This is a genomic window from Mycolicibacterium fluoranthenivorans, assembly GCF_011758805.1.
GTDB classification, from domain to species: Bacteria; Actinomycetota; Actinomycetes; order Mycobacteriales; family Mycobacteriaceae; genus Mycobacterium; species Mycobacterium fluoranthenivorans.
This window is the reverse complement of the sequence record NZ_JAANOW010000004.1, coordinates 342799-368302: the sequence shown is the minus strand read 5'-3', so window position 1 is coordinate 368302 and position 25504 is coordinate 342799. Positions and strand designations below refer to the sequence as shown.

Genomic DNA, 25504 nt, shown 5'->3' with positions numbered 1-25504 from the left:
GGACTCCTGGTGATGTCGGTCCCGGTCGCTCCGGGACGGCATCAGGGTCCAACGCCGATCTTGATGGATTCTTGGTGTCGTCTTGGCGGCTAGCCGTAGGCCAGCCACCACTGGTGCAACTGTGCGAGATCGGGCGCCTGGATATTGCCGATCAGCAGGTCGGAGTTCTTCGTCCAGGTGATGTCGGGACCGTCGTTGTACGTGCCGCAGGCGATCGAGCCCTCGGCCCGCTGCGCGGAGTCGGTGTAGTGCCATGTCGTCGGCGAATCGATCCCGCTGCCCGGGCACTGCAACAACTCGGAATCGCCCTTGATGGCGTCGTCGAAATGGGCCGACAACTGACCTTGATCGGCGAACAGCGAGTACCGCGACGCGGCCGGCCCACCCGGTGAGGAGGCCGGCCCGCAGTCGACGGTCGCCAGCGCGCCGGTCACCGGCGGGTGCAGCACCTGACAGGACCCGGGAGCGTAGTCGCGGGGCAGCATGCCCAGCAGCCGGTTCTCCAAGGTGCCCGGGCTGTCCGGTTCGGTGGTCCGGGTCCGTTCCGTCGTCTCCGCCGTGTCGGTGGTCTCGGTCGGCTCCTCGGTGGTCTTGCTGATGGTGCTGGTCGGGGACGCGGCGGTGTCCTCGGGTTTGACCAGCCAGAACACCCCGAGCGCGGCGAGTACCAGGACGAACACGCCCGCAGCGGCCGCGATCGGCAGCCACGGCGTCGTTTTCTTCTTCGGCGGGGGACCGCCCTGATTCCAGGTCGGCCCGCTCGACGGGGGTTGGTGGAACCCGGCGGGGGTCGCCGCGTACGGCACGGGCGTGGCACCCGGTGGTGGGGTGGCCCCGAACGGCGGCGGCGTGGGCGGCCGGGTGGGCGCGCCGTACGGTGCGCCGGGGCGTGCGGCGGCCTCACCGCGCGCCACGATGGTGGCCGCTTGATCCTGATCCCGGGAACTCAGTGCGTCGGTCGCGGCGGCGGCCAGGTCTCCCGCGCTGGCGAACCGGTCCTCGGGTTTCTTGGCCATCCCGCGGGCGATGACGGCGTCGAAGGCGGTGGGGATGCCGGGCCGGGTGTGGCTGGGCGCCGGGACGGGATTCATCAGGTGGGCGGTGATCACCATGCTGACGCTGTCGCCCGGGAACGGCTGGGAGCCGGTGAGACATTCGTGCAGCACACATGTCAGCGCGTACACGTCGGCGCGGTAGGTGACCTCGCCACTGGTGAACCGCTCCGGGGCCATGTAGGCGTAGGTGCCCACCGCGGTGCCCAGTTCGGTCAGCTTCTCGTCGCTGGCGGCGTTGGCGATCCCGAAGTCCACCAGGTACGCGAAATCGTCCCGGGTGATCAGGATGTTCTCGGGTTTCACGTCGCGATGCATGATGCCGCTCTCATGGGCGGCGTCCAGCGCCGAGGCGACCTGGCGGATGATCGCGACCGCGCGCGCCGGCGTCATCGGTCCGTAGCCTTTGAGCAGCTTGCGCAGGTCGTTCCCGTTGATCATGCGCATATCGACGTACAGCACGCCGTCGATCTCGCCGTAGTCGTGGATCGGCACCACGTGCGGCTCTTGCAGACGCCCGGCCGAATGCGCCTCACGCTGCAGGCGCTTGCGGAACACCGGATCGTGGGAGACGCCCTCCGGTAACAGCTTCAGGGCGACGATCCGGTCCTTGACCGTATCCTCGGCCTCGTACACCTCGCCCATCCCGCCGCGGCCGATGAGACGCCGCAGTCGATACGGGCCGAAATCGGTGCCCTCACGCGAAGTCGGCCCGGTCATGTCTGCCTCGCTCCTCTACGTCCGCAGGCCCAACACCCTAACGGGTGGACGGGGCGCTCACAGCCGATGCTCAGTCGGGACGGACGATCTCGAAGGCGAACTCGTGCTCGCAGATCCGGAAGCGGTCGCCGTCGTCGAGGCTGGCCGTACCGCGGATGCGCTGACCGTTCACCTCGACGCCGTTCGCCGAGCGTAGGTCGGTGATGACGAAACTGGTTCCGGTATCGATGATGACGGCGTGGTGGCGGCTCACGTTGGCCTGGTCCAGCACGATGTCGTTATCGGGCAGTCGGCCGATCCTGGTGGCCGCGGCCAGCAGCGGGAAGACCCGTCCGGACCGTGTGCGCAGCTGTGCCGAGGCGGACTGCACACCGACGGCGGTGCGCAGGTCGAGATTGTTGATCTTGTGCACGGCGGTGGTCTGGGCGGCCCGACGGACGTCGAGAGGTTCCTGGCGCAGGATGCGCTCGTAGAGCGTGCGAAGGGTGGGCCCGGGGTCGATGCCCAGATCGTCGGCCAGGGTGGACTTGAGCCGCCGGAAGGCATCCAGCGCATCGGACTGACGGTCGCTGAGGTAGTACGCGGTGATCAGCTGTGCCCACAACGGCTCCCGGTACGGAAACTCCACGACCAGCGACTCGAGGCCGCCGATGATGGTATACGCACGGTTGCAAGCGATTTCGGCTTCGGCATGGGCGGTGTGGGTCACCACCTTGTCTTCGACGAGTGCGGTGGCGAACGGGTCGACGAACTCGAAATCCCGCAGGTCGTCGAGCACCGGTCCGCGCCACTGCGCCAGGGCGGTGGCCAGGTGATTGCTGGCCTGCTCGAACTGTCCGGCCGCGGCGGCCTGCACCCCGGCGCTCTTGGCCGCGATGAAGCGGCCGATATCGCAGTGCGCATCGTCGACCGCCAACCGGTACCCCGGTGCCGCGCTGGCCAGCACCGTCCGCCCGTCCGCACCGGTGCCGGAGATGAGCTTGCGCAGATTGGAGATGTAGGAGTGCAGGCTGGCCTTGGGTTCCGGCGGGGGGAACTGCTCCCACGCCGCGGTGACCAGGGAATCGCCGCTGACCGGCCGGTTTCGGCTCATGACCAGCAATGCCAGCACCGCCCGTTGCTTCGGCGTCCCCAGCGGCAGCGCTGCGCCGTCGACGGTCACCTGCAACGGGCCGAGTACACCGAAGTCCAGGGCGTTGGTCATCACCGGTCATTGTGCCGGGCAGTGGCCACAAAGGTGGTAGAACGTGTTCTAGTTCTTGTATGCGGAAGGGAGCGACAATGGGGTTGCGCGTGGTGCAGTGGGCCACCGGCGGCGTGGGGATGGCCGCCATCAAGGGCATCCTCGAACATCCCGATCTCGAGCTCGCCGGCGTGTGGGTGCACTCGGAAGCCAAGAACGGTCGCGATATCGGGGACATCCTCGGCAGCGCCCCGCTGGGAGTGGCCGCCACCAACCGGGTCGAGGACATCCTGGCGCTCGACGCCGACGCCGTCATCTACGCGCCGCTGCTGCCGAACGCCGACGAGGTGGCCGAACTGCTGCTGTCGGGCAAGAACGTCGTCACCCCGGTGGGCTGGCTGTACCCGAGTGAGAAACAGGCCGCCCCGTTGCGGGCCGCGGCTCTCGAGGGTGGGGTGACTCTGCACGGCACCGGTATCGCGCCCGGCGGCTTCAGCGAGAAGTACCCGCTGCTGCTGTCTGCGCTGTCAACCGGAGTGACCTTCGTTCGCGCCGAAGAGTTTTCCGATCTGCGCACCTACGACGCCCCCGACGTATTGCGCCACGTGATGGGCTTCGGCGACACCCCGGACAAGGCGATGAGCGGCCCGATGCAGAAGATGCTCGACGGCGGGTTCATCCAGGCGATCCGGATGTGCACCGACAAGCTCGGTTTCCGCGTCGACCCGCGCGTCGTCACGTCCCAGGAAGTGGCGGTGGCCACCGCGCCGATCGCCTCCCCGATCGGCGATATCGCACCCGGTCAGGTCGCCGCCCGCCGGTTCCACTGGGAAGCCCAGGTCGACGGCGAACCGGTGGTACGCATCACGGTCAACTGGCTGATGGGGGAGGAGAACCTCGACCCCCCATGGACTTTCGGCCCGGAGGGGCAGCGCTACGAGATGGCGGTACGGGGTAATCCCGACTTCACCGTCGTGGTGCGCGGATTCCAGGGCGAACCGGGCGACGAGGTGGAGTCCGGTGTGGTCGGTACCGCCGCGCATTGCGTGAACTCGGTGCCCGCGGTGTGCGCCGCGGCCCCCGGTATCGCCACCTATCTGGATCTGCCGCTCATCGCGGGCCGGGCGGCACCGCACCTGAGCTAAGGCGCCACCACCGTCATTCGAGCCAGGGCTCCACCACTGTCATTCGAGCCAGGGCTCCACCAGGATCCGGATCGGGTCACCGTCGGCGTGGTGCAACTTCTCGATACCCTTGGCCACGTCCTCCAGCGACACGATATCGCTGATCGAGCGATGCAGATCCAGTCGGCCCAGCGATACCAGCTTGGCCAGGGTGCCGATATCGGCGTTCTGATAGCCCAGATGGCCCAGGACTTGGCGTTTGGTCAGGTTGAACATCGAGGTGGGCCCGATGGTCGGCGCGTCGGCGCTCATCCCGACCCCCACCAACCGGCCGCCGACGGTGAGATTGGCCAGCGCCTGGTCGAACGTCGAGGACACCCCGACCGCGTCGAAGGCGACGTCCAGTCCGCGGCCTCCGGTGAGTTCGGCGATCTTGTCGTGCAGCGCGTCATCGCGGGCGTCGAAGGCATGGTCGGCGCCCAATTCCAGGGCGCGTTGCAGCACGGCGGGTTTGATGTCGACCGCGATGATCGGCGCCGCGCCGACCAGTCGGGCCAATTGCACGATGTGAGTGCCGATCCCGCCGACGCCCCAGACGCCGACCGACTCCCCGATACCGACCTTGCCGGTGCGCACCACCGCGCCGAACGGCGTCGACACCGCGTCGGCGAGGATGGCGGCCTGTTCCAGCGGGACGTTGTCGGGCACCCGGGTCAGTCCGAAGGCCTGCGCGACGGTGTACTGCGCCCACGCCCCGTCATACGCGAAGGCCATCAACCGGATCCGCAGGCAGTTGCTCACGTCGCCGCGGCGGCAGTTCACGCAGTCCAGGCACGGCCGGCCCGCGGCGACGACCACCCGGTCGCCCTCGGCCCAGCCGGTCACACCGGGGCCGAGTTTGGCGACGGTGCCCGAGGCCTCATGCCCCTGGGTCACCACCGGGATCTGGGCTGGGAAGGTGCCGTTGATCAAACTCAGGTCCGAATGGCAGATCCCGCAGAACGCGACCTTGACCAGTACTTCGCCTGGGCCCGGTTCTGGAATCGGAACATCCTCCACCGCAATGGTTTTGGTTTCCGCGTAGAACCGCTGGGCCCGCATCGTCGCGTTCGTCATGCTGCCATCATGACGCACGAGCGTCGGAGAATCGGGTAGAACACACGCCTGTGCTGGCAGACTCAGTGCCCGTGAAACGTGGCTTGATCCTGGCCGGTGGTGGATTGGCGGGTATCGCCTGGGAGACCGGGGTGCTCGCCGGTATCGCCGACGAATCCCCGGACACCGCGGCGGCGCTGGTGGGTTCCGACGTACTGCTGGGTACCTCCGCCGGGTCGGCGGTCGCCGCTGCGCTGGGCAGCGGCGCGGCGCTGGCCGAACTCTTCGCCCGTCAGATCGCCGACCAGTCGCATGAGATCGATTCCGGTGTCGACATCGACCAGATCTCGGCGGTGTTCCTGAGCGCGCTCAGCGAGCCCGGCAGCCCCCAGGAGCGGTTGCGGCGGATCGGGGCGATCGCGCTGGCCACCGGCACCGTGCCCGAGGCGGTGCGCCGCGCGGTGATCGCGCACCGGCTGCCCTCGCACGACTGGCCGGACCGAGATCTGCGGATCACCGCGATTCCCGTCGACACCGGGGAACTCGTGGTGTTCACCCCGGAATCGGGGGTGCCGCTGGTCGATGCCGTCGCGGCCAGTTGCGCGGTGCCCGGCGTCTGGCCGCCGGTGACCATCGGGGACCGGCGCTATATGGACGGTGGGGTGGGGAGCAGTGTCAACACCGCCGCCGCCGCGGACTGCGACGCCGTGGTGGTGCTGGTGCCCGCCGCCGAGTTCACACCGTCCCCGTTCGGTACCGGGACGGCCGGCGAGATCGCCGCGTTCGCCGGCCTCACCTTGACGGTGTACGCCGATGACGAAGCGCTGACCGCGTTCGGGCGCAATCCGTTGGACCCGGCTTGCCGGCGACCGTCTGCGGTCGCGGGCCGGGCACAGGGCAGGCGGGTGGCGGGGGCGGTCGAGGAATTCCTCTCGCACTGACCGGCCGAGCCGGTTCAGTCCAGGACGGCCAGCGCGGCGGCGGCGAGTTCCTGACCGATCTCGATGACCTCATCGGCGCGATGGAATTCCAGGCTGCGACATGCCGTGCGCGGTACCTCGATCAGCAGGTCGGGGGGATACGCCGCCAGCGTGTGCCGGGCCAGCGCGGCCTGGGCGATGTCGATGGTGCGGTTCATGATCTCGAAGCTGCCCAGGCGCGGCACCCCGGTATCGTCGGGCGGTTCGGAGTCGACACTGCTGAAGCGGCTCAGCACGGAACGCGCGGCCGGAGTCTCCAGCACTCGCTGGGCGGCGGTGGTGTCCAGCAATGCCGTTGTGCTGCGCCACATCCGGCCCAGAAACTCGGCGGTGGGCCGGGGCCCTTCCGGCTCCCTGAGCCGGGCCGCCGGATCCGCGCCCGACAGGCTGATCGCGATGGTGAGATCGGCGTTGACTGCCGCGATGGGCGCCATCGGCAGCGGGTCCAGGATGCCGCCGTCGGCCAGCAGCCGGCCGTCCACCACATGCGGGGTGAAGATGCCGGGGATCGCGATGGAGGCCCGGATCGCGTCATCGAGCGGACCGCGCTGCATCCACACCGATTTACCGGCGATCAGATCGGTGGATACCGCGGTGTACGGGATCGGCAGCTCCTCGATGGTGACGTCGCCGAGGATCTCGCGCACCGCGTCGAGGATCTTCTCCGCCCGCAGCACCCCGGGTGAGCTGATCGAGGGGTCCAGCAGCCGCAGCACCGCCCGCTGCGTCAAAGAGCTTGCCCAGGTGGCGAATTCGTCGAGCTTGTCGGCTGCATACAGGCCGCCGACGAGGGCGCCCATCGATGACCCGGCGATCCCGACGATCTCGTACCCGCGGTCCTGCAGCTCGTTGATGACCCCGATGTGCGCGTAGCCGCGGGCACCGCCGCTGCCGAGCGCAAGGGCGATCCGCATCGGCGCTCAGGACTCCTTCATGATCCGCTGCGCCACCGGTGCCAGCAGCCGGCCCGGCAACAGCCGGGCGCTCGCCGCCAACACCGTATTCGCCAGTCCCGAGATGACGGTGGGACCCGATTTGTCGACGGCGGCCAGCGCGGTGTCGACGACCTGCCGGGAGGTCTGGCGCCCACGGGTCATGAATTGCTTTCCGGTGCGGGCGAAGAACTCGGTCTCGGTGGCACCCGGGCACAGCGCCAGCACCCGCACCCCGCTGCCCTTGGTCTCCTGCCACAGCGCCTCGGTGAACGACAGCACGAACGCCTTGGTGGCACCGTAGACGGCCATGGTCGGGGTCGGCTGGAACGCCGCGGTGGACGCGACGTTGATCACCAATCCGCTGCCCGTCCGCACCATCGATGGCAGGAACCGCGCCGTCAGATCGACCAGGGTGCCGCAGTTCAGCTGAATCTGCGCGGCCAGCGCATCCGGGTCCAGCTCGACGAACTCGCCGTGCGACCCGACACCGGCATTGTTGATCAGCACGTCGACCTTCCGGCCGAGGGCCTCGACCTGCGCGGCCAGCTGTGCCCCCGACCCCGGCAGGGACAGATCGGCGGCGAGCACGTCGATCCGAATGCCCGGCGTGCTGCGCGACAGCGTCGCCTGCAGCTCCTCCAGCTTGTCCGCCCGGCGTGCGACGAGCACCAGGTCGGCTCCGAGACCGGCGAGCTGGTGGGCGAACTCTTCACCGATTCCGCCGCTGGCGCCGGTGATCAGTGCGGTGCGATTACGAAAGTCCACACCGTCATCCTGCCGTATTCGGGCAGATCGCGGCAGCGGGCACAACCCCGGGCACGTGAGCGGCCGTCACACCGGCGCGGGGCCGGGAACGGATCGCGCAGCGGGCTTTCGGCTCGGCCTGATTCGAACCTCAGCCGCACTCACCGTTGGCGGCGGCGTTTGCCGCCATGATGACGCCGGCCTGCTGCGCCGGGGTGAGCTGCACCCACGGGGTGTTGAAGCTGCCCGGACCGTTGGCCTCGGGCGCCTGCAGGGTCTTCAGATAGTCCTCGACCAGGGTGCGCGGTTCGGCACGCTGCTCGTCGAGCCAGAGCTTGGCAGCGTGGCAGGCCTGCCCGTACTGGGATTCCGTGGCATCGGAGGGCACGTCGACGACGGTGGTGACCCCGCGAGGCGAGACCGCGACGGCTCCCGCGCGCAGTGGCGCTTCCTGCGGTAACGGCGGCGGCTCCGAGATCGGCGTGGCGGTGGTCGTGCTCGACGCGGTCGGGGCCTCGGGGTGCGATGAACAACCGGCCAGGGCGACTGTTGCGGCCGCGAACACCAGAATCGGGTAGCTGCGCATGTTTCCAATCTATGCAACACTCGCGGCCGTGATGGAGGGGACCGGTTTTCGGAGCTGTTGTTGCGCGCTTGCTGTCTGACAGCACCAGCACGCACGCCCGTCAACCGTTCCCTTTTTGGAGTCACCCATGGTTTCTGCCTCTGCCGCAGCGCTCGTCGCCCCGCCCGCGGTCTCCGCGCCCACCCGCCTGCGGCTGCCGGATCTGCTCAACGCGACCGACCGCTGCGCCGACGATGTGCTGTCCGGCCGGTATGACCGGTTGCTGCCCGCGGGCGGTCCACCGACCGACGAGCGCTGGTACAGCCGCCTCTATGGCGATGACGAGCTCGATATCTGGTTGATCAGCTGGGTCCCGGACCGCTCCACCGAACTGCATGATCACGGCGGCTCGCTGGGCGCGCTGACGGTGGTCTCGGGTGCGCTGAGCGAGACCCGCTGGGACGGTCAGGCCTTCAAGCGCAGGCGGTTGCGCGCGGGGGACCAGGCGGCCTTTCCGCTCGGGTGGGTGCACGATGTGGTGTGGGCGCCCACGGCGGCGACCGGGGGATTTGCCGGTGTTCCGGCCGCTCCGGTCACGCTCAGCGTGCACGCCTACTCGCCGCCGCTGACGGCGATGTCCTACTACGAGGTCACCGACAAGCAGACGCTGCGCCGCAACCGGACCGAACTGACCGATGCACCCGAAGGATGACATGAGCCGGATCGATGAGGTACTCGCGGCCGCCCGGTCGCGACTGCACCGCCTGCCCGCCGACGAGGTGCCCGCGGCGCTGGAACGCGGCGCCCTGCTCGTCGACATCCGGCCCGCCGCCCAGCGCGCCGCCGAGGGCGAGGTGGCGGGCGCTCTGGTGATCGAGCGCAACGTGCTGGAGTGGCGCGCCGATCCCACCAGTGACGCCCGGCTGCCGCAGGCGGTCGACGACGACGTCGAGTGGGTGGTGCTGTGCTCGGAGGGCTACACCTCCAGCCTGGCCGCCGCGGCGCTGCAGGATCTGGGGCTGCACCGGGCCACCGACGTCATCGGTGGCTATCACGCCCTGGCGGCCGCGTCATTCGCCGGAGCGCAGCAGCGGCCGTAGCTGTTCGGTCTTGGCCGGGGTCCAGCCGGGTGGTTGCAGTACGGCCGCCCACGCGTTGGCGACATCGCGCACATAGACATGGCCGTGCCCGTCCGGTACGTCGACCGCGACCGCCATATCGGCGGACACCTGCAGGAACGTCACCACCGGAATCCACTCCATCCGAGGCGAAACGTCATACCCGCGAGGTTCTCTCAGCCAATCGGGTTTGGCGAACAGCAGATCGGGATTCCACCAGGCGATCGGGTCGGACGCGTGCTGCAGGTACACCACACGCGGGTGCCCCCATGGATCAGCGGGCCGGTTCAGGTTGTCCGGCCGGGCGACGAACCGGGCGTTCTCACCCTTGTCGTAGATCGGCAGCCACTGCGGTGATCCTTCGTCGCGGTTGATGGTCAGATCGGTCCAGATGGTGTTGTTGAACGTCGGGCCGGAGAACAGCGCACCGTCGGTGCGGGCGATCAGATTGTTCAGCGCCAGGAACGGTGCCTCACCGCCGAAGGAGCCCAGGCTCTCGCCGAACACCACGAGCTTGGGTCGCTTGTTCTCGGGGAGTTCGCGCACCATCGCGTCGACCTCTTCGAACAGTGCCTGGCCGGCCTGGCGGGCGTTCTCCTTGTCCACCAGGAACGAGATCCAGCTGGGCAGGAACGAATACTGCATCGACACGATCGCGGTGTCGCCGTTGTACATGTATTCCAGAGCCGTGGCCTCGGCCTCGTTGATCCAGCCGGTCCCGGTGGTGGTCGCCACCGCGATGACCTTGCGGTCCAGGCCGCCGGCGCGCCGGAGTTCCTCGGCGGCCTTCTTCGCGATCGCCTTGATCCCCTCGGCCGAATTCAGCCCGGCGTAGGCCCGGATGGGCTCGGTCGCCTTGGCGCCGTTGAACTTCGACAGATCCTCGACCGACGGCCCGCCGGACACGAAGACCCGGCCCTGATGACCCAGCGAGGACCAACTGACCAGTGACTGCGGTCCGCCTGAGCGCAATGGTGTTGTGGGAGCGGCATTGTCGGGATCGGCCTCGTTGTTCACCGACTCGAAGGTGTTGTTGATGGTGGACATCGCGAAACGCACCACCACACCGTTGAGCAGTGCGATGAACAGTGCGAGCAGCAATCCCACCGCCACCGTCGCGGACACCCGAGGTGGCGCGATGCGCTCCAGCTGGCGCACCAGGAAGTGCACCAGCTTGTCGACCAGCTGGCCGAGTTCGACGAAGGCGAACAGGAAGACGACGGACAGCACCCCCGTGAGCGGGTGGTCCCAGAAGGTCAGCCGCGGCACCCCGAACAGATCGCGAACATCGTCCTGCCACACGTGGAACCAGACGACCGCCGCGATCTGGCCGAGGATGCCGACCGCGATGAGCACCTTCCACGCCCAGCCCGGGGCGGACGGGCTGGTGTCTCTGGACCGCATGTACCGAATCAGCCAGACGCCGAAGACGCCGAGCATGTAGCCGATCGCGCCGGCGGCTCCGCTGACCAGCCCCTGGAACAGCGGGCCGCGCGGCAGCAGCGACGGTGTCATCGACAGCCAGATGAACACCAGACCGGTGGCTGTGCCGAAGAAGGTGTAGTGCCGAATCCACCAGGCCCGCTTGGCTGCAGGTGCTGGCGGGGCTTCGAGGGCGGTGGCGGTCACCGCTTGACTTTAGCGATGCGTGAAATTCGGTGCGCGCTTCTCGGTGAACGCGTTCATACCTTCGGTCTGGTCGTCGGTGGCGAAGGCCGAGTGGAACAACCGGCGCTCGTAGAGCAGGCCCTCGGCGAGCGTGGATTCGAAGGCCCGGTTGACGGCTTCCTTGGCCATCCGCGCCGCCGACAGCGACATCCCGGCGATGGTCGCGGCGGTGGCGTTGGCCTCCTCGAGCAGGGTGTCGGCGGGCACCACCCGTGACACCAGTCCGCTGCGCTCGGCCTCGGCGGCGTCGATGGTGCGGCCGGTGAGGATCAGATCCATCGCCTTGGCCTTGCCGATGGCGCGGGTCAGGCGCTGGCTGCCGCCCATCCCCGGCAGCACGCCGAGCTTGATCTCCGGCTGGCCGAACTTCGCGGTATCGGCGGCGATCAGCAGGTCGCACATCATGGCCAGCTCGCAGCCGCCGCCGAGCGCGTACCCGGCGACCGCGGCGATGGTGGGCGTGCGGGTGGCGGCGAACGTGCCCCACAGGGCGAAGAAGTCCGACGAGTAGACGTCGGCGAAGGACAGGTCGGCCATCTCCTTGATATCGGCGCCGGCGGCGAACGCCTTTTCGCTGCCGGTCACGATGATCGCGCCGATACCCGCGTCGGCATCGAATTCGGCTGCGGCCGTGGTGACTTCGTGCATCACCTGGCTGTTGAGGGCGTTGAGCGCCTTGGGCCGGTTCAGCGTGATGGTGCCGACGCGGCCCGCGCGGGTCACCAGGATGGTCTCGTAGTCAGTCATCGGATCTCCTTGTTCAGAACGTCAGATCAGGATGGGCGGCGGCGAAATACGCGTCGATCGCCGCATCGTCGCAGAGCTCCAGGGTGGCCGGCGACCATGTCGGGTTGCGGTCCTTGTCGACGAGTTGGGCGCGGATACCCTCGACGAAATCATGCGAGGCCACCGAGGCCACCGAGACCCGGTACTCCTGTTGGAGCACCTCTTCGAGCGAGTGCAGGTGCGCGGCGCGGCGCACGGCGGTCAGCGTGACCGCCAGCGCGATGGGCGAACGGGTGGCGATGAGGTCGGCCGCGTCCCGCGCGGCCTGCTCATCGTGGCCGCGCAGGTCGGTGAGGATCTCGGCGACGGTTTCGCCGGCGTAGCAACTGTCGATCCAATCCCGCTGGGCGAGCAGCTCACTGGCCGGCGGCTCCTCGGCGTAGGAGCGCAGCGCATCTTCGTGACCGTCGGCGATGACGGCCTCGGCGAAGTCGGCGAGGCGATCATGCGGGACGTAATGGTCGGCGAAGCCCATCGCGATGGCGTCCGCGCCGGAGAACGGTGCACCGGTCAGTGCGGCATGCAGGCCGAGCCGCCCGGGGGCGCGGGACAACAGGTAGGTGCCGCCGACATCGGGGATGAAGCCGATGCCGACCTCCGGCATGCCCATCTTGGTCTTCTCGGTGACCACCCGGACGTTACCGTGCGCGGCGACGCCGACGCCGCCGCCCATCACGATGCCGTCCATCAGGGCGACATACGGTTTGGCGTACCGACCGATGTGCGCGTTGAGCAGGTATTCGTCCCACCAGAACGATCGCGCCGCCGCGCCGCCCGCCAAGGCGGAGTGATAGAGGGCGACCACGTCGCCGCCCGCGCACAGCCCCCGCTCGCCGGCGCCGGTGAGCAGGACGGCCGTGATGGCATCGTCGTGTTCCCAGTCGGTCAGTGCCCGCGCGATACCGGCGACCATGACGTCGTTGAGGGAGTTGATCGCTCTGGGCCGGTTCAAGGTCAGGATGCCGACACCATTGCGGACACTTACTAGGATGTCCTCGTTTTCGGTCACGATTGCAATCTAGTTCGTCGCCCCAGTGGATGCAGCGACGGGTAGGGTTTGACCAAGATCAATCCTGGACGTTTCCTGAGAGTCTTATCAGCGTCTCGGGAACCTGTCGGAGGACTTGATCGTTGATCGTACGTCCGGGAACGCCGGACCTACAGCACAGGAGAGGACCTACGGTGCGCGAGAGCAGCAACCCGGTATTCCGCTCCCTGCCGAAAGAGCAGGGCGGATACGCGCAATTCGGTACCGGAGCCGCGAGCTTCGGTGCGCAGCAAGTGCGTGATGCGGAACCTTATGTCACGCAGTACCCGGACCAGCAGCGCGGCGTCTCGCGACCGCTGACCATCGATGATGTCGTCACCAAGACGGGTATCACCCTGGCCGTGGTGACGGTCGTCGGCGTCCTGTCGTACTTCCTCGTGTCGCAGAACTACGGACTGATGATGCCGTTCGTGGCCATCGGCGGTCTCGGTGGCTTCGCGCTGGTGATGATCGCGACGTTCGGTCGCAAGCAGGACAACCCGGCCATCGTGCTGAGCTACGCCGCATTGGAAGGTCTGTTCCTCGGCGCGGCGTCCTTCCTGTTCGCCAACCTGGTCTCCACCGGCGGCCCCGGCATGATCGCGCAGGCGGTCTTCGGCACGGTGGGCGTTTTCGTCGGCATGCTGGTGGTCTACAAGACCGGAGCGATCCGGGTGACGCCCAAGTTCACCCGGATGCTGGTGGCCGCGATGTTCGGTGTCGTGGCGATCGCGCTGCTGAACATGGTGCTCGCACTCTTCGGTGTCGGCGGCGGCGAGGGTTTCGGCCTGCGTAGCGGTGGCCCGCTCGCCATCGTGTTCTCCCTGGTCTGCATCGGCTTGGCCGCGTTCATGTTCCTCGTGGACTTCGATTCCGCGGACCAGCTGATCCGCGCCGGTGCGCCGGAGAAGGCCGCGTGGGGCATCGCCCTGGGCCTGACCGTCACCCTGGTCTGGCTGTACATCGAGATCCTGCGCCTGCTGAGTTACTTCAACAACGACTAGCACGACGGCGAGAGAAAGGGCGTCCACAGCGTGGGCGCCCTTTTTCATGCTCGCGGTCGAACGGGTCGATTCCAACGATCTCCTCGACGGTCACGGCCTCCGGGTCATGTCGTCCTGTGCGTCTTCGGCAGAAGCCACCGGGGAAGCGGCGAGCTTGAGCAGTGCGGTGCGGCACATATCGCGGATCGCTCGGCGAGGCTGATGCCCGTGGCGCATGTCTTGGTGTGCAGAGGACAGCAGCGACCAGGTCATGGTGACCATCCACGCGGGTGTGAATCGCGGGTCCAGGGTGTGATCCTGCTGGCCGCGCTGCACCACGGCCAGGATGCCGCGGTCGGCCTCGCAGTCGAAGTCGTCGACGTCGTCCTCGCAGGCGGCGCGCATCCACCAGCCCAGGCTGTCGAGTCGTTCCAGGAGCTCATCGACAATCCTGGTGTAGGCGGCCAGGCCGGTGCCTTCGTGAGTGTGCGCCTGTTCGATCGCTTCCTCGTACTGGGCTTCGACGTGTCTTTCGATGCCGTCCATCAGGGAGGCGCGGTCCGGGAAATACCGGTGCAGCGTGCTCCGGGCGACCCCGGCCGCGGTGGCCACGTCCCCCATGGTCGCCGAGGGGTTGTCGCTGACTACGTCGATGGCGGCGAGGAGCAGTGTTGCGCGCATTCTGTCCCGCAACCGTGTGGATTCGATCGGCGACGTCATGCCCCTATCGTCCACCATGGGAGCTGAATCGGACACTGGTTGACGAAATTAGGACACCTGTGTCCTAATTATGGGTATGGCATCCACGACCACAGCGATCTCGCGTGCTCCGGAAGAGCAGCGGTCCAGGCTCTCGATCCTGTGGGCATTCGCGCGCCCACAGGCTCCCAAGCTGGCCTTCGCACTTGTTCTGGGACTGGGTGTTGCCGCTGCCGAACTCGCCACGCCACTGGTCACGCGTTGGGTGCTGGACTCGATCGGGGCGGCCGGCAGCCTGTTCGGCGGCCCGATCATCCTGCTTGCCGGACTGATCGTGGCCGGCACCGCGCTGAGCTGGTGCCAGTGGGTGATCCTGGGAACGTTGGCCGAGAACGTCGTCTATGACGCGCGCCGGACGATGGTCCATCGGTTTCTCCTGGCGCGGTTGATTCCACTGCAGGCGCGACCGACCGGCGAACTTGTCACTCGCGTGACCAGTGACTCCGTGTTGCTCAGGGAGGCGGCGTCTTCGAGCGTGGTCGGTCTGGTCAACGGCACCATCACCCTGGTGGGGACCCTGGTGATGATGGTCGTGCTGAATCCGCTGCTCGGTGCGGTCACGATCGGTGCGATCGTCGTGATCGCCCTGGTGTTCGCGATACTGATGCCGGCGATAGGCCAGGCACAGGAGCGCGCACAGGAGTCGTTGGGCATCCTGGGTGGGGCGCTGGAGAGCACCCTGCGTGCGATCAAGACGGTCAAGGTGGCGGCCGCTGAGCGCAGTCAAGCCGATGCACTGGTGGCGCACGCCTCGGAGTCCAGGCTGCAGGGTCTGCGTGCGGTGCGGCGCGAGGCGCTGGTGTGGAGCATCGCCTTCTCGGGGATTCAGACGGCCACGTTGCTGATCGTGTGTGGTGGCGCCTACCTGGTGACCACCGGTCAGATGACGATGTCGACGCTGGTGGCCTTCCTGCTCTACACCGTCGGCTTACTCGGTCCGACAATGGAATTGAGCAACGACCTGACCACCTTGCAGGCGGGTGTGGCGGCCGCGGGCCGGATGCGCGAAGTGCAGGCCCTGGCTGTCGAATCCGACTCGGCCGAGTCGACGCCGACGGCACAGGATGATGTCGCCGCACCGGTACTCGCCTTCGACGGAGTGACGGCCGGCTATCACCTCGGGGCCCCTGCGGTGCTGCGGGACGTCAGCCTGGAGATCCCGCGGCGGGGGCATACCGCAATCGTCGGTCCGTCGGGTGCAGGCAAGACCACGCTGTTCTCCTTGATCCTCAAGTTCATGGAGCCCGAGAGCGGTCGGATGTCGATGTCGGGAACGGCATACTCCGAACTCTCCACAGCTGCGGTCCGAGCCCGCCTCGGCTACGTGGAGCAGGACACCCCCCTGCTGCCGGGAAGCCTGTACGACAACCTCGTGTTCGCCAATCCGGCAGCGTCCGAGGGCGATATCGCCGAGGTGTTGCAACGGGTCCGGCTGACCGATTTCGTCGACGGCCTTGAACACGGACTCGACACCGACGTGGCCGGTACGACCATCTCCGGTGGACAGCGGCAACGCATCGCGCTGGCCAGGGCAGTGCTGGCGCACCCGGAGGTGCTGCTGCTCGACGAAGCGACCGCCCAGATCGACGGACTCTCGGAATCTGCGGTGCACCAGGTCATTCGGGAACAGGCTCGCACCGGAGCCGTGCTCACCATCGCGCATCGGCTTTCCACGGTCATCGACGCGGACACCATCGTCGTCATGGATCAGGGACGGGTGGTAGACCTCGGCCGCCATCAGGATCTCTTGGCACGTTGCGTGCTGTACCGCCGACTGGTCGATTCGCTACGGCTCGATCCACCCCGTCATCCCGACGAAATATCGGCCGCATCCGGAAAGGCTCCTCAACAATGACATCGACGACATCGACGACATCGACGACATCGCCCGTCGCGGCTGTCAAGAATCCAGCTCTCGGACCATTTCACGACGGGCGAGAGATGGCGCTGGCGGCGCTGCTGGCCGTCCTGGCAGGGGCCACGGGCGCCGCGGCGTGGCTCTACACCTCGGGCTGGTATGTCACGTTCATGACCGGCAACTCCGAGCGGATGGTGCTCGAGCACCTGAAAGGCAATCACGCGTTGGGAATTTCGGCGGCCACTGCGGTCGCCGCCTTCCTGTTCGGCGTCGGTACAGCCACACTCGCCCGGCTGTACCTGTGGCGCAAGGCCAGGCACGGCGCCACGATCATGGCGACATCGGCGTCGTTCGTCGCGTGGCTCTGTGACGTGCTGCTCCCGGATGACGGGCCGCAGATAGGCGCGATCCCGGTGCTGTGCCTGGCCTTCGGTCTGGGTGCTCTCAATACGTCGATAAGCCGGCGGGGCGAGGTGGTCATGCCGTTGTCATACGTGACGGGCACGCTGGTGAAGATCGGACAGGGCGCCTCGTTGCACCTGGCCGGGGTCACCCGGTGGGCCTGGGTGCCCCATCTGAGCACTTACATCGGTTTTCTGACCGGTGCTGCGGCCGGCGGTATCGCGTTCTCCGTCATAGGAACCCAGGATTCTCTGCTGGCACTGTGGATCATTGGCGCACTGATCACGTTGGGGGCGTGGCGTTTGGACCATCCGCGATTCCTGGTGCACGACGAGCGATGAGCTGACTGCCGATCGACGTGGCTACACCGCGCGTGGGATGACCCGGCTCGCTGCCTGGACGGCGTTGGCGCGGGCGGTGTCCACGTCGGCGTCGTAGGCCAGCGCCACACCCATCCGGCGCTTCACGAAGCTCTCCGGCTTACCGAACAGCCGAATGTCGGTGCGCGGCACCTGCAGTGCGTCGTCCACCCCGTCGAAGACGATGCCCTCGGCATCCACGCCGCCGTAGATCACCGCGCTCGCCCCCGGGGTCTTGAGTGAGGTGTCGACCGGCAGGCCCAGGATGGCCCGGGCGTGCAGCTCGAACTCGTTCTGCCACTGCGTCACCATGGTCACCATGCCGGTGTCGTGCGGCCGCGGGCTGACCTCGCTGAACCAGACCTGATCACCCTTGACGAACAGCTCGACACCGAAGATGCCCTGCCCGCCCAGATCCTGTGTCACCGTGCGCGCGATGTGCTGCGCACGCTCGAGGGCGGTGGCGGACATCGGGTGAGGCTGCCAGCTCTCGACATAGTCGCCGCTGACCTGTTTGTGTCCGATCGGTTCGCAGAACTGGGTGCCATCGACGGCCCGCACCGTCAGCAGCGTGATCTCGTAGTCGAAATCGACGAATCCCTCGACGATGATGCGGGTGTTGCTCACCCGGCTGCCGGACATGGCGTAGGCCCACGCCGCGGCCACGTCATCCGGGCCGTCGATCTTGCTCTGGCCTTTGCCCGAACTGCTCATCACCGGCTTGACGACGCACGGATAGCCGATGCTCTCGTCGATCGCGGCTTGTAGTTCGTCCTGCGAATCGCAGAATCGGTACGGACTGGTCGGCAGACCGAGGGTTTCGGCAGCCAGCCGGCGAATACCCTCGCGGTCCATGGTCAGCCGCGCTGCCCGCGCCGTCGGGATCACCCGCACCACGCCGTCGGCCTCCAGAGCCTCCAGCGTCGGGGTGGCGATCGCCTCGATCTCGGGCACCACGAGGTCGGGCTTCTCGGCTTCGATGAGCGCCCGGAGTTGATCGGGATCGGTCATCGAGATGGTGCGCGCGTGATGCGCGATCTGATGGCCGGGCGCGTTGTCGTAGCGATCGACGGCGATGGTCTCGACGCCGAGGCGCTGCAAGGCGATCAGGACTTCGCGGCCCAGTTCACCCGAACCCAGCAGCATCACCCGGGTGGCGTGCGCCGACAGCGGTGTTCCGAGAGTGGTCATGGTTCCTCGGGTGTCTGTGATGCGCCGGGGGCGCGAACATGTCGCATGCTCGCGCCCCCAGTGCACGGTGAAATCAGGACAGTCGCTCCACGACCATCGCCATACCCTGGCCGCCGCCGACGCACATCGACTCGATACCGAAGGTCTTGTCGTAGGTCGCCAGGTTGTTCAGCAACGTCGCGGTGATGCGGGCGCCGGTCATACCGAACGGGTGACCCAAGGCGATGGCGCCACCGGACACGTTCAGCTTGTCCTCATCGATGCCGAGCTCGCGGGCGGACCCGATCACCTGCACCGCGAAGGCCTCGTTGATCTCGACCAGGTCGATATCGGAGATCGTCTTGCCGGCCTTGGCCAATGCCCGGGTGATGGCCTCGATCGGGCCCAGGCCCATGATCTCCGGCGACAGCCCGGACACCCCGGTGGAGACGATCCGCGCCAGCGGGGTCAGCCCCAGCTCCCTGGCCTTGGTGTCGCTCATGATGACGACCGCGGCGGCGCCGTCGTTGAGGGGACAGGCGTTGCCCGCGGTGATCGTGCCGTTGGGCCGGAACACCGGCTTGAGCTGGCTGATCTTGTCGTAGGAGGTGCCGGCGCGCGGACCGTCATCGGTGGACACGACGGTGCCGTCGGGCAGCGTCACCGGAACGATCTCGCGCTCGAAGAAGCCGTTCTTGATGGCCTCCTCCGCGCGATTCTGCGACCGCACGCCCCAGTGGTCCTGGTCCTCGCGGCTGATGCCGGTGTAGTTCGCGACGTTCTCGGCGGTCTGGCCCATGGCGATGTAGACGTCGGGGATGAGGCCGTCTTCGCGGGGGTCGTGCCACTCGGTGGCGCCTTCGGCCTGCTTGACCGTGCGCGCCTGCGCCTCGTCGAACATGGCGTTCTTGCTGTTGGGCGCACCGTCGGCGGCGCCGACACCGAAGCGGGACACGGTCTCGACACCGGCGGAGATGAACACGTCACCCTCGCCGGCCTTGATGGCGTGGAAGGCCATCCGGGTGGTCTGCAGCGAGGACGAGCAGTACCGGTTCACGGTGGTGCCCGGCAGGAAGTCGTAGCCGAGTTCGACGGCCACCGCACGCGCGATGTTGTAGCCGGCCTCGCCGGCGGGCTGCGCGCAGCCCATCATCAGGTCGTCGATGTCCCTGGGGTCCAGCGAGGGCACCTTGTCGAGTACCGCGCGCACCATCTGGGCGGCCAGGTCGTCGGGACGCATGGTGGCCAGCGATCCCTTTACGGCGCGGCCGATCGGTGAACGGGCAGTGGCAACGATGACGGCTTCGGGCATGATGGCTCCTCTGGCTCCCGAGGTGGAGGGGTTGCTTCCCCCAGAACCTAACCCGTGACAGGAGCGACGATCGGTGCGGGTACGCCCGTGGTGCGCCGCCACAGCCGGGTCAGGCTGCTGACCCGGCCGAACACCGAGTTCGCCGACTGCAACGGCGACTCGGGATCGTGTTCACCCAGTGCGTCGCAGAGCGCCGGCAGCAACTGCTCGGCTGCCAGGGCGTACCCCTCGCCGGACGGGTGGTAGCCGTCCGGCGAGAACAGCCTGTCGGGTGCCTGCTGGAAATGCGGTGCCAGCAGATCCGAGAACGGCACCGGCACCCCGCCGGCCGCGCGCACGGCCGCGGCCTGGGCGCGCGCCAGGCTCAGCCCGCGGCTGCGGGTGTACCAGCGCAGTGGTTGCGGGATCGCGGAGATGACACCGAAATCCGGGCAGGTGCCCACGACGACGACGGCGCCGCTGTTCCGCAGTCGACGCACCGCCGACTCCAGCCGGCGTGCCGACGGACCGATGCCGTTGACGGCGGTGATGTCGTTGGCGCCGATCATGATGACCGCCGCGTCCGGCGGCGGACCCGCCACGTACATGGCGTCGATCTGACCGGACAGCCCTTTGGATGTCGCGCCGACGATCGCCTTCGTGCTCAACCGGACCCGCTTGCCGGACAGCTCTGCCAGCCCCCGGGCGATCCGCACGCCCGGTACCTCTTCGGCCGACTGCGAGCCGTAGCCGGTGGCGGTCGAATCGCCGAAGACCATCAGGTGCAGATCGAAGGTGACACCGCGCTGGAAACGTTCGACCGGTCCGCCGCCGGGGTGGTAGACGCCGTCGGCGCGGGGTGGCACGTCCCAGGATTTGGGGATGACCTGGCGCGTCTTGGCGGCTTGTCCGGTCAGAAGGGTGCGAGCCCCGACATAGGCCGAACCCGTTGACGCGACGGCCGCGGCCGCCAGAGCGATGGTTGACCGACGCGGTGTGCCCACCCGGTTGATTTTAGTGATCTGTGCACGGATGTCAGTGAGCTCGAGCTGTCCGAACGGTCACGTTGCGGTATCGAGTGCGGCACCAAATCGGCACTTTGATTTGTTGAACATATTGACGGTGGCAAGCTAAGTTACTCCGGTTGGCTAAGTAACCAGACTTATCCGGGCACTACAACGGCGTAGGAAGTGGTGGCGATGACGGCACCAAGTGAGATCTCAGGCTCCTCTCGTGCTGCTATCAGTGCAGCTAGAGCCCATCGAGTACGTCGATTCCCGGTCAGTGACTGGGCCCCGGTCGAGGTCGTCGAAGACGGTCCGAGTATCGCCGGCCGACTGGCTTCCCTGGCCGCTCGGATGACCATCAAGCCGATTCTGGCAATCGGTTGCCACGCTCCTACGCTGCCCTGGCCGTTCGGGATCGTGGACTTCGCCGCGCGAGTCCTGCGGCCGTCGGCCGGCACCGTGCGTGCCACCATCGCGTTGCCGAACTGCACGGCGCAACTGGTCCGCGCCGACGGGGTGCTGCCGGCGGACGGTAACCGCAGCGTCGTGCTGTACCTGCACGGCGGGGCCTTCCTGTCGTGCGGTGTGAACACGCACGGCCGGCTGGTGGAGAGCCTGTCGAAGTTCGCCGACAGCCCGATGTTCGTCGTGAACTACCGGAAGCTGCCCAAACATTCGATCGGCGAGGCGCTCGACGACTGCTACGACGCCTACCGCTGGCTGCGGCTGACCGGTTATGCGCCCGAGCACATCGTGCTGGCCGGGGACTCGGCCGGTGGCTACCTCTCGCTGGCGCTTGCTCAGCGGCTGTTGGCCGAAGGTGAGGAACCCGCCGCCATGGTGACGCTCTCGCCGCTGTTCGAGATCGACAACGCCGGCCGCGAACAGCATCCGAATCTCGACGGTGACGCGATGTTCCCGCCGCACGCGTTCGGTGCACTCGCCGAACTGATCGGCAGGGCCGCGGACAAGACCGGGGAAGAGGTGTACGAACCCCTGGACTACATCGAGCCGGGACTGCCCCGCACGCTCATTCACGTGTCGGGTTCGGAGGTTCTGCTCAACGATGCGCGAAAGGCCGCCCGAATGCTGGCCGCCGAGGGCGTACCGGTCGAGGTAAGGGTCTGGCCAGGCCAGATGCACGTCTTCCAGTTGTGTTCGCCGTTGGTGAACGAGGCGACGCGCTCGTTGCGCCAGATCGGTGAGTACATTCGCGAAGCCACCTGGTGACTCCCGCTTGGTGACTGATGGCGCGGCCTGACACGATGGATGTATGCGCATCGCCAGGCACATCAGTGACCTCATCGGTAACACCCCGCTGGTTCAGCTGAACTCGGTTGTGCCGCACGGCGCCGGACTGGTCGCCGCCAAGGTCGAGTACCTGAACCCGGGCGGCAGTTCCAAGGACCGGATCGCCGTGAAGATGATCGACGCGGCCGAGGCCAGCGGCGCCCTCAAACCTGGTGGCACCATCGTGGAACCGACCTCCGGCAATACCGGAGTCGGTCTGGCGCTGGTGGCGCAGCAGCGCGGCTACAAGTGCATCTTCGTCTGTCCGGACAAGGTCAGCGAGGACAAGCAGAACGTGTTGCGCGCGTACGGCGCCGAGGTCGTGGTGTGCCCGACGGCGGTGCCGCCGGACCACCCGGACAGCTACTACAGCGTCTCCAACCGGCTGGTCGAGGAGGTGCCCGGGGCATGGAAGCCCGACCAGTACTCCAACCCGAACGGGCCGGCCAGCCACTACGAGACCACCGGTCCGGAGATCTGGGCCGACACCGAGGGCAAGATCACGCATTTCGTGGCGGGCGTCGGTACCGGCGGCACCATCACCGGAACCGGCCGTTACCTCAAAGAGGTGTCCGAGGGACGGGTCAAGGTCATCGGGGCCGACCCGGAGGGTTCGGTGTACTCGGGCGGCACCGGGCGCCCGTACCTGGTCGAGGGTGTCGGTGAGGATTTCTGGCCCAGTGCGTATGACCCGACCGTGCCCGACGAGATCATCGCGGTGTCGGACGCGGATTCGTTCGAGATGACCCGCCGGCTCGCCCGCGAGGAGGCCCTGCTGGTCGGCGGTTCGTGCGGGATGGCCGTCGTGGCGGCGCTGCGGGTGGCCGAGCGGGAAGGCCCCGACGCCGTGGTGGTGGTGTTGCTGCCCGATGGTGGACGCGGTTACCTGTCGAAGGTATTCAACGATGCGTGGATGTCGTCGTACGGCTTCCTGCGCAGCAGGCTGGATGGGTCCATCGAAGAGGTCACGGTCGGGCACATCTTGCGGCGCAAGTCCGGTGAGCTGCCGGATCTTGTGCACACCCATCCGTCGGAAACCGTCCGTGACGCGATCAACATCCTGCGTGAGTACGGGGTGTCGCAGATGCCCGTCGTCGGTGCGGAACCGCCCGTGATGGCCGGCGAGGTGGCCGGCAGCGTATCCGAGCGGGACCTGCTCTCCGCCGTCTTCGAGGGACGGGCGAAGTTGGCCGACGCGGTCGGCGACCATATGGGCGCACCGCTGCCACTGATCGGTTCCGGCGAACTGCTCAGCACCGCGGCCAAGACTTTGCGCGATTACGACGCGCTGATGGTCGTCGAGGATGGCAAACCGATCGGTGTGCTTACCCGCCATGATCTTCTCGGATCGCTTTCCGACGGCGGTTTCCCCCGGTAGACGCCCGCGTTTTCACGGTGTCCGTCGCAGTTTGATAGGTGCGAAATCAATTACTTACACTAATGATTGGCGTGCCACGGTCGTTATGTCGGGGCGATGAAGAAATGGCTATGGTCGCCATTTCGGGCGAATTCTCAGGTAGGGTGACACCGCTCATAGTCAGCTAATTTCCTCACCTTGGAAGGCGTCCATGACCACACCTCCGCCACCGCCGCCTGGAAATTACCCGCCACCCCCACCGCCTCCCGGTGGTGGCTATCCGCCTCCGCCGCAGGGTGGCTTCCCGCCGCCTCCGCCGCCGGGCGGGGGATCGGGTCCGGGTTTCGGTGCGGGATTCGGGGGACCGGCTCCCGGCGGTGGGTTGCCGCAGGACGCGTACACGCCGTGGTTGACCCGTGTGCTGGCCTACATTCTCGATTACATCCCGGTCTACATCATTGTCGGGATCGGCTGGGGACTGCTGCTGGGCACCCAAGACACGGTCTGTATCACCCAGACCTCGGAGTACGACCTCGGTGACTTCTGCGCAACCGGTGCCTCGACGCTCGGGCAGGTCTCGATCGCGGTGTGCTCGATCCTTGCCTTCGCCTTCATCGTCTGGAATCTCGGCTACCGGCAGGGTACGACGGGGTCCAGCATCGGCAAGGGCATCATGAAGTTCAAGGTGATCAACGAAAACACCGGGCAGCCTTTGGGTTTCGGTATGTCCATCGTGCGCGAGTTGATCTACCTGGTGTTTTCCGGTGTGTGCGGCATCATTTGGATTGTCGCCGTGCTGTTCCCGCTGTGGGACCAGAAGCGGCAGACGCTCGTGGACAAGATCGTGAAGTCCGTCTGCCTGCCGCTCTGACCTAGGCTCAACCGAAGCGCCGGTCCGCGAAATCACTGTGCGGACCGGCGTTTCACCGTAACGACCGACTGACGAGAGGGTGTTATGACTCAGCCACCACCTCCGCCCGGCAACTACCCGCCGGGCGGATATCCGCCACCGGAGAACGTCCCGCCCGCCGGTGGCTACCCGCCGCCCGCGCCGGGTGGCTACCCGCCCCCGCCGGCCCCCGGCGGTTACCCGCCGCCGCCCGCACCGGGTGCCTACCCGCCCCCGCCGGCCGGTAACTATCCGCCGCCGCAAGGGAATTACCCGCCGCCGCCGGCCGGCGGTTACCCCCCACCGCCGCCACCACAGGGTGGTTATGCGCCGCCGCCGCCCGGATATCCGGGTGCACCGGCGTTCGGCGGCCCCGGCCAGGGATACAGCGTCGGTGAGGCGTTCTCCTGGGCGTGGAACAAGTTCAGCAAGAACGCGGCCGCAATCCTCGTGCCGACGCTGGTGTTCGGCGTGGTGTACGCGGTCCTGCAGGGCATCATCCAGTTCATCTCGAGCATGTTCACCACCACCGACAGCTACACCAGCTACGACGGTGGCTACGCGGCGAGCGTCTCGATGGGTGCCGGTGGCATCGTCGTCTCCATCATCGGCAGCATCGTCATGCTGGTCGTCGCGGCGGTGGTGCAGTCCGCCTACGTCGGCGGCATGCTCGACATCGCCAATGGGCAACAGGTCGAGATCGGTTCGTTCTTCAAGCCGCGCAACGTGGGCAACGTGATCATCGCGTCGGTCGTGTCCGGCATCATCGTCGCCATCGGGATCGTGCTGTGCATCGTGCCCGGCATCATCGCGACCATCATGTTGATGTTCACCACGGTGATCGTGCTGGACCGCAACGTGTCCGGTATCGACGCCATCACGACCAGCTTCAACATCGCCAAGGCCAATTTCGGTCCGGTGGCGCTGACGTGGCTGACGACGATCGGCATCTTCATCGTCGGCACGCTGGCGTGCCTGGTCGGCCTCATCGTCGCCTACCCGGTGGTGTCGCTGATCACCGTCTACGCCTACCGGAAGCTCTCCGGTGGTCCGGTCGCTGCGCTGACGCCGTAAACCGTTCGAGCCGAAACGGGGTGGACCGCATCCGGTCCACCCCGTTTCGCGTTTGGCGCGCACCACTA

24 protein-coding genes are annotated in these 25504 nt (G+C 67.3%); 11 read left to right on the top strand and 13 right to left on the bottom strand.

Features of this window, described 5'->3' with window-relative positions; translation table 11 throughout:
• Positions 1-89 precede the first annotated feature (89 nt).
• Both FHU31_RS28285 and FHU31_RS28280 read right to left on the bottom strand, forming a co-directional pair.
• Positions 90-1772, bottom strand: a complete 1683-nt coding sequence (locus tag FHU31_RS28285; protein WP_167164265.1) for a serine/threonine-protein kinase — start codon at positions 1770-1772, stop codon at positions 90-92.
• A gap of 70 nt (positions 1773-1842) precedes the next feature.
• The gene (locus FHU31_RS28280) at positions 1843-2976 is read right to left on the bottom strand and encodes a BTAD domain-containing putative transcriptional regulator (RefSeq protein WP_167164263.1); all 1134 of its coding nucleotides are present in this window, start codon (positions 2974-2976) and stop codon (positions 1843-1845) included.
• Positions 2977-3053: 77 nt separating this feature from the next.
• On the opposite strand from FHU31_RS28280, the gene FHU31_RS28275 reads away from it, so the two are divergent.
• Complete coding sequence (locus FHU31_RS28275) at positions 3054-4100, top strand: NAD(P)H-dependent amine dehydrogenase family protein (RefSeq protein WP_167164261.1); 1047 nt, start codon at positions 3054-3056, stop codon at positions 4098-4100.
• Between the two features lie 39 nt (positions 4101-4139).
• Here the strand turns inward: FHU31_RS28275 and FHU31_RS28270 are convergent, their stop codons facing one another.
• On the bottom strand, positions 4140-5195 hold the full coding sequence (locus tag FHU31_RS28270) for a zinc-binding dehydrogenase (protein WP_167164259.1): 1056 nt from the start codon (positions 5193-5195) through the stop codon (positions 4140-4142).
• A gap of 65 nt (positions 5196-5260) precedes the next feature.
• Here FHU31_RS28270 and FHU31_RS28265 point away from each other — a divergent pair, with 65 nt between their 5' ends.
• Positions 5261-6115: a patatin-like phospholipase family protein gene (locus tag FHU31_RS28265; protein WP_263987824.1), complete on the top strand. Its 855-nt coding sequence runs from the start codon at positions 5261-5263 to the stop codon at positions 6113-6115.
• A gap of 14 nt (positions 6116-6129) precedes the next feature.
• Here FHU31_RS28265 and FHU31_RS28260 read toward each other — a convergent pair whose 3' ends face one another.
• The 3 genes from FHU31_RS28260 to FHU31_RS28250 form a co-directional block, all read right to left on the bottom strand.
• Positions 6130-7068, bottom strand: a complete 939-nt coding sequence (locus FHU31_RS28260; RefSeq protein WP_090362585.1) for a patatin-like phospholipase family protein — start codon at positions 7066-7068, stop codon at positions 6130-6132.
• Between the two features lie 6 nt (positions 7069-7074).
• The gene (locus FHU31_RS28255; RefSeq protein WP_167164257.1) at positions 7075-7854 is read right to left on the bottom strand and encodes an SDR family NAD(P)-dependent oxidoreductase; all 780 of its coding nucleotides are present in this window, start codon (positions 7852-7854) and stop codon (positions 7075-7077) included.
• A 130-nt stretch (positions 7855-7984) separates the two neighbouring features.
• Positions 7985-8419 (bottom strand): lipoprotein LpqV, encoded by a 435-nt coding sequence (locus tag FHU31_RS28250; protein WP_167164255.1) that lies wholly within the window; start codon positions 8417-8419, stop codon positions 7985-7987.
• A gap of 127 nt (positions 8420-8546) precedes the next feature.
• Between FHU31_RS28250 and FHU31_RS28245 the strand changes: the two genes are divergently transcribed.
• Entirely contained in the window at positions 8547-9110 is a 564-nt protein-coding gene (locus tag FHU31_RS28245) for a cysteine dioxygenase (RefSeq protein ID WP_167164253.1), read from the top strand.
• A 1-nt stretch (position 9111) separates the two neighbouring features.
• Entirely contained in the window at positions 9112-9498 is a 387-nt protein-coding gene (locus FHU31_RS28240) for a rhodanese-like domain-containing protein (protein WP_167164251.1), read from the top strand.
• Here FHU31_RS28240 and FHU31_RS28235 read toward each other — a convergent pair.
• Genes FHU31_RS28235 through FHU31_RS28225 form a run of 3 tightly spaced genes read right to left on the bottom strand, consistent with a single transcriptional unit; the run spans position 9469 to position 12979 of the window.
• Positions 9469-11145, bottom strand: coding sequence for an alpha/beta hydrolase (locus FHU31_RS28235; protein ID WP_167164249.1), 1677 nt, complete (start codon positions 11143-11145; stop codon positions 9469-9471). The two genes, FHU31_RS28240 and FHU31_RS28235, sit on opposite strands and share 30 nt — an antisense overlap.
• Positions 11146-11154: 9 nt before the next feature.
• Positions 11155-11931, bottom strand: coding sequence for an enoyl-CoA hydratase (locus FHU31_RS28230; protein WP_167164247.1), 777 nt, complete (start codon positions 11929-11931; stop codon positions 11155-11157).
• 13 nt (positions 11932-11944) lie between these two features.
• Entirely contained in the window at positions 11945-12979 is a 1035-nt protein-coding gene (locus FHU31_RS28225; RefSeq protein ID WP_167164244.1) for an enoyl-CoA hydratase/isomerase family protein, read from the bottom strand.
• A 173-nt stretch (positions 12980-13152) separates the two neighbouring features.
• Between FHU31_RS28225 and FHU31_RS28220 the strand changes: the two genes are divergently transcribed.
• Positions 13153-14001, top strand: a complete 849-nt coding sequence (locus tag FHU31_RS28220; RefSeq protein ID WP_090362609.1) for a Bax inhibitor-1/YccA family protein — start codon at positions 13153-13155, stop codon at positions 13999-14001.
• 90 nt (positions 14002-14091) lie between these two features.
• On the opposite strand, the gene FHU31_RS28215 is transcribed toward FHU31_RS28220, so the two are convergent.
• On the bottom strand, positions 14092-14700 hold the full coding sequence (locus FHU31_RS28215) for a TetR/AcrR family transcriptional regulator (RefSeq protein ID WP_167164242.1): 609 nt from the start codon (positions 14698-14700) through the stop codon (positions 14092-14094).
• A 76-nt stretch (positions 14701-14776) separates the two neighbouring features.
• Between FHU31_RS28215 and FHU31_RS28210 the strand changes: the two genes are divergently transcribed.
• A complete protein-coding gene (locus FHU31_RS28210) occupies positions 14777-16594 on the top strand; it encodes an ABC transporter ATP-binding protein (RefSeq protein ID WP_208411497.1) in 1818 nt (605 codons plus the stop codon).
• Complete coding sequence (locus tag FHU31_RS28205; protein WP_167164240.1) at positions 16591-17340, top strand: YoaK family protein; 750 nt, start codon at positions 16591-16593, stop codon at positions 17338-17340. The genes FHU31_RS28210 and FHU31_RS28205 overlap by 4 nt, the downstream gene beginning before the upstream one ends.
• A 21-nt stretch (positions 17341-17361) precedes the next feature.
• Here FHU31_RS28205 and purT read toward each other — a convergent pair whose 3' ends face one another.
• The 3 genes from purT to FHU31_RS28190 form a co-directional block, all read right to left on the bottom strand.
• Positions 17362-18549, bottom strand: coding sequence for a formate-dependent phosphoribosylglycinamide formyltransferase (gene purT, locus FHU31_RS28200; protein WP_167164238.1), 1188 nt, complete (start codon positions 18547-18549; stop codon positions 17362-17364).
• A gap of 73 nt (positions 18550-18622) precedes the next feature.
• A complete protein-coding gene (locus tag FHU31_RS28195) occupies positions 18623-19840 on the bottom strand; it encodes an acetyl-CoA C-acetyltransferase (protein ID WP_167164236.1) in 1218 nt (405 codons plus the stop codon).
• A 47-nt stretch (positions 19841-19887) separates the two neighbouring features.
• Positions 19888-20823, bottom strand: coding sequence for an SGNH/GDSL hydrolase family protein (locus FHU31_RS28190; RefSeq protein ID WP_167164234.1), 936 nt, complete (start codon positions 20821-20823; stop codon positions 19888-19890).
• Positions 20824-21018: 195 nt separating this feature from the next.
• Between FHU31_RS28190 and FHU31_RS28185 the strand changes: the two genes are divergently transcribed.
• The 4 genes from FHU31_RS28185 (at position 21019) to FHU31_RS28170 (ending at position 25436) form a co-directional block, all read left to right on the top strand.
• Positions 21019-22056, top strand: a complete 1038-nt coding sequence (locus FHU31_RS28185; protein WP_167164232.1) for an alpha/beta hydrolase fold domain-containing protein — start codon at positions 21019-21021, stop codon at positions 22054-22056.
• Positions 22057-22099: 43 nt separating this feature from the next.
• Positions 22100-23494, top strand: a complete 1395-nt coding sequence (locus tag FHU31_RS28180; RefSeq protein ID WP_167164230.1) for a cystathionine beta-synthase — start codon at positions 22100-22102, stop codon at positions 23492-23494.
• A gap of 190 nt (positions 23495-23684) precedes the next feature.
• The gene (locus tag FHU31_RS28175) at positions 23685-24344 is read left to right on the top strand and encodes an Rv1078 family RDD domain-containing protein (protein ID WP_167164229.1); all 660 of its coding nucleotides are present in this window, start codon (positions 23685-23687) and stop codon (positions 24342-24344) included.
• Between the two features lie 84 nt (positions 24345-24428).
• A complete protein-coding gene (locus FHU31_RS28170; RefSeq protein WP_167164227.1) occupies positions 24429-25436 on the top strand; it encodes a DUF2189 domain-containing protein in 1008 nt (335 codons plus the stop codon).
• Positions 25437-25504 lie beyond the last annotated feature (68 nt).

What these genes read in the sequence shown, in the direction of transcription:
- FHU31_RS28285 (WP_167164265.1), bottom strand. Translation starts at nt 1,772, where the DNA reads ATGACCGGGCCGACTTCGCGTGAGGGCACCGATTTCGGCCCGTATCGA.
- FHU31_RS28280 (WP_167164263.1), bottom strand. Translation starts at nt 2,976, where the DNA reads ATGACCAACGCCCTGGACTTCGGTGTACTCGGCCCGTTGCAGGTGACC.
- FHU31_RS28275 (WP_167164261.1), top strand. Translation starts at nt 3,054, where the DNA reads ATGGGGTTGCGCGTGGTGCAGTGGGCCACCGGCGGCGTGGGGATGGCC.
- FHU31_RS28270 (WP_167164259.1), bottom strand. Translation starts at nt 5,195, where the DNA reads ATGACGAACGCGACGATGCGGGCCCAGCGGTTCTACGCGGAAACCAAA.
- FHU31_RS28260 (WP_090362585.1), bottom strand. Translation starts at nt 7,068, where the DNA reads ATGCGGATCGCCCTTGCGCTCGGCAGCGGCGGTGCCCGCGGCTACGCG.
- FHU31_RS28250 (WP_167164255.1), bottom strand. Translation starts at nt 8,419, where the DNA reads ATGCGCAGCTACCCGATTCTGGTGTTCGCGGCCGCAACAGTCGCCCTG.
- FHU31_RS28245 (WP_167164253.1), top strand. Translation starts at nt 8,547, where the DNA reads ATGGTTTCTGCCTCTGCCGCAGCGCTCGTCGCCCCGCCCGCGGTCTCC.
- FHU31_RS28240 (WP_167164251.1), top strand. Translation starts at nt 9,112, where the DNA reads ATGAGCCGGATCGATGAGGTACTCGCGGCCGCCCGGTCGCGACTGCAC.
- FHU31_RS28230 (WP_167164247.1), bottom strand. Translation starts at nt 11,931, where the DNA reads ATGACTGACTACGAGACCATCCTGGTGACCCGCGCGGGCCGCGTCGGC.
- FHU31_RS28215 (WP_167164242.1), bottom strand. Translation starts at nt 14,700, where the DNA reads ATGACGTCGCCGATCGAATCCACACGGTTGCGGGACAGAATGCGCGCA.
- FHU31_RS28210 (WP_208411497.1), top strand. Translation starts at nt 14,777, where the DNA reads ATGGCATCCACGACCACAGCGATCTCGCGTGCTCCGGAAGAGCAGCGG.
- FHU31_RS28205 (WP_167164240.1), top strand. Translation starts at nt 16,591, where the DNA reads ATGACATCGACGACATCGACGACATCGACGACATCGCCCGTCGCGGCT.
- purT (WP_167164238.1), bottom strand. Translation starts at nt 18,549, where the DNA reads ATGACCACTCTCGGAACACCGCTGTCGGCGCACGCCACCCGGGTGATG.
- FHU31_RS28195 (WP_167164236.1), bottom strand. Translation starts at nt 19,840, where the DNA reads ATGCCCGAAGCCGTCATCGTTGCCACTGCCCGTTCACCGATCGGCCGC.
- FHU31_RS28185 (WP_167164232.1), top strand. Translation starts at nt 21,019, where the DNA reads ATGACGGCACCAAGTGAGATCTCAGGCTCCTCTCGTGCTGCTATCAGT.
- FHU31_RS28180 (WP_167164230.1), top strand. Translation starts at nt 22,100, where the DNA reads ATGCGCATCGCCAGGCACATCAGTGACCTCATCGGTAACACCCCGCTG.
- FHU31_RS28175 (WP_167164229.1), top strand. Translation starts at nt 23,685, where the DNA reads ATGACCACACCTCCGCCACCGCCGCCTGGAAATTACCCGCCACCCCCA.
- FHU31_RS28170 (WP_167164227.1), top strand. Translation starts at nt 24,429, where the DNA reads ATGACTCAGCCACCACCTCCGCCCGGCAACTACCCGCCGGGCGGATAT.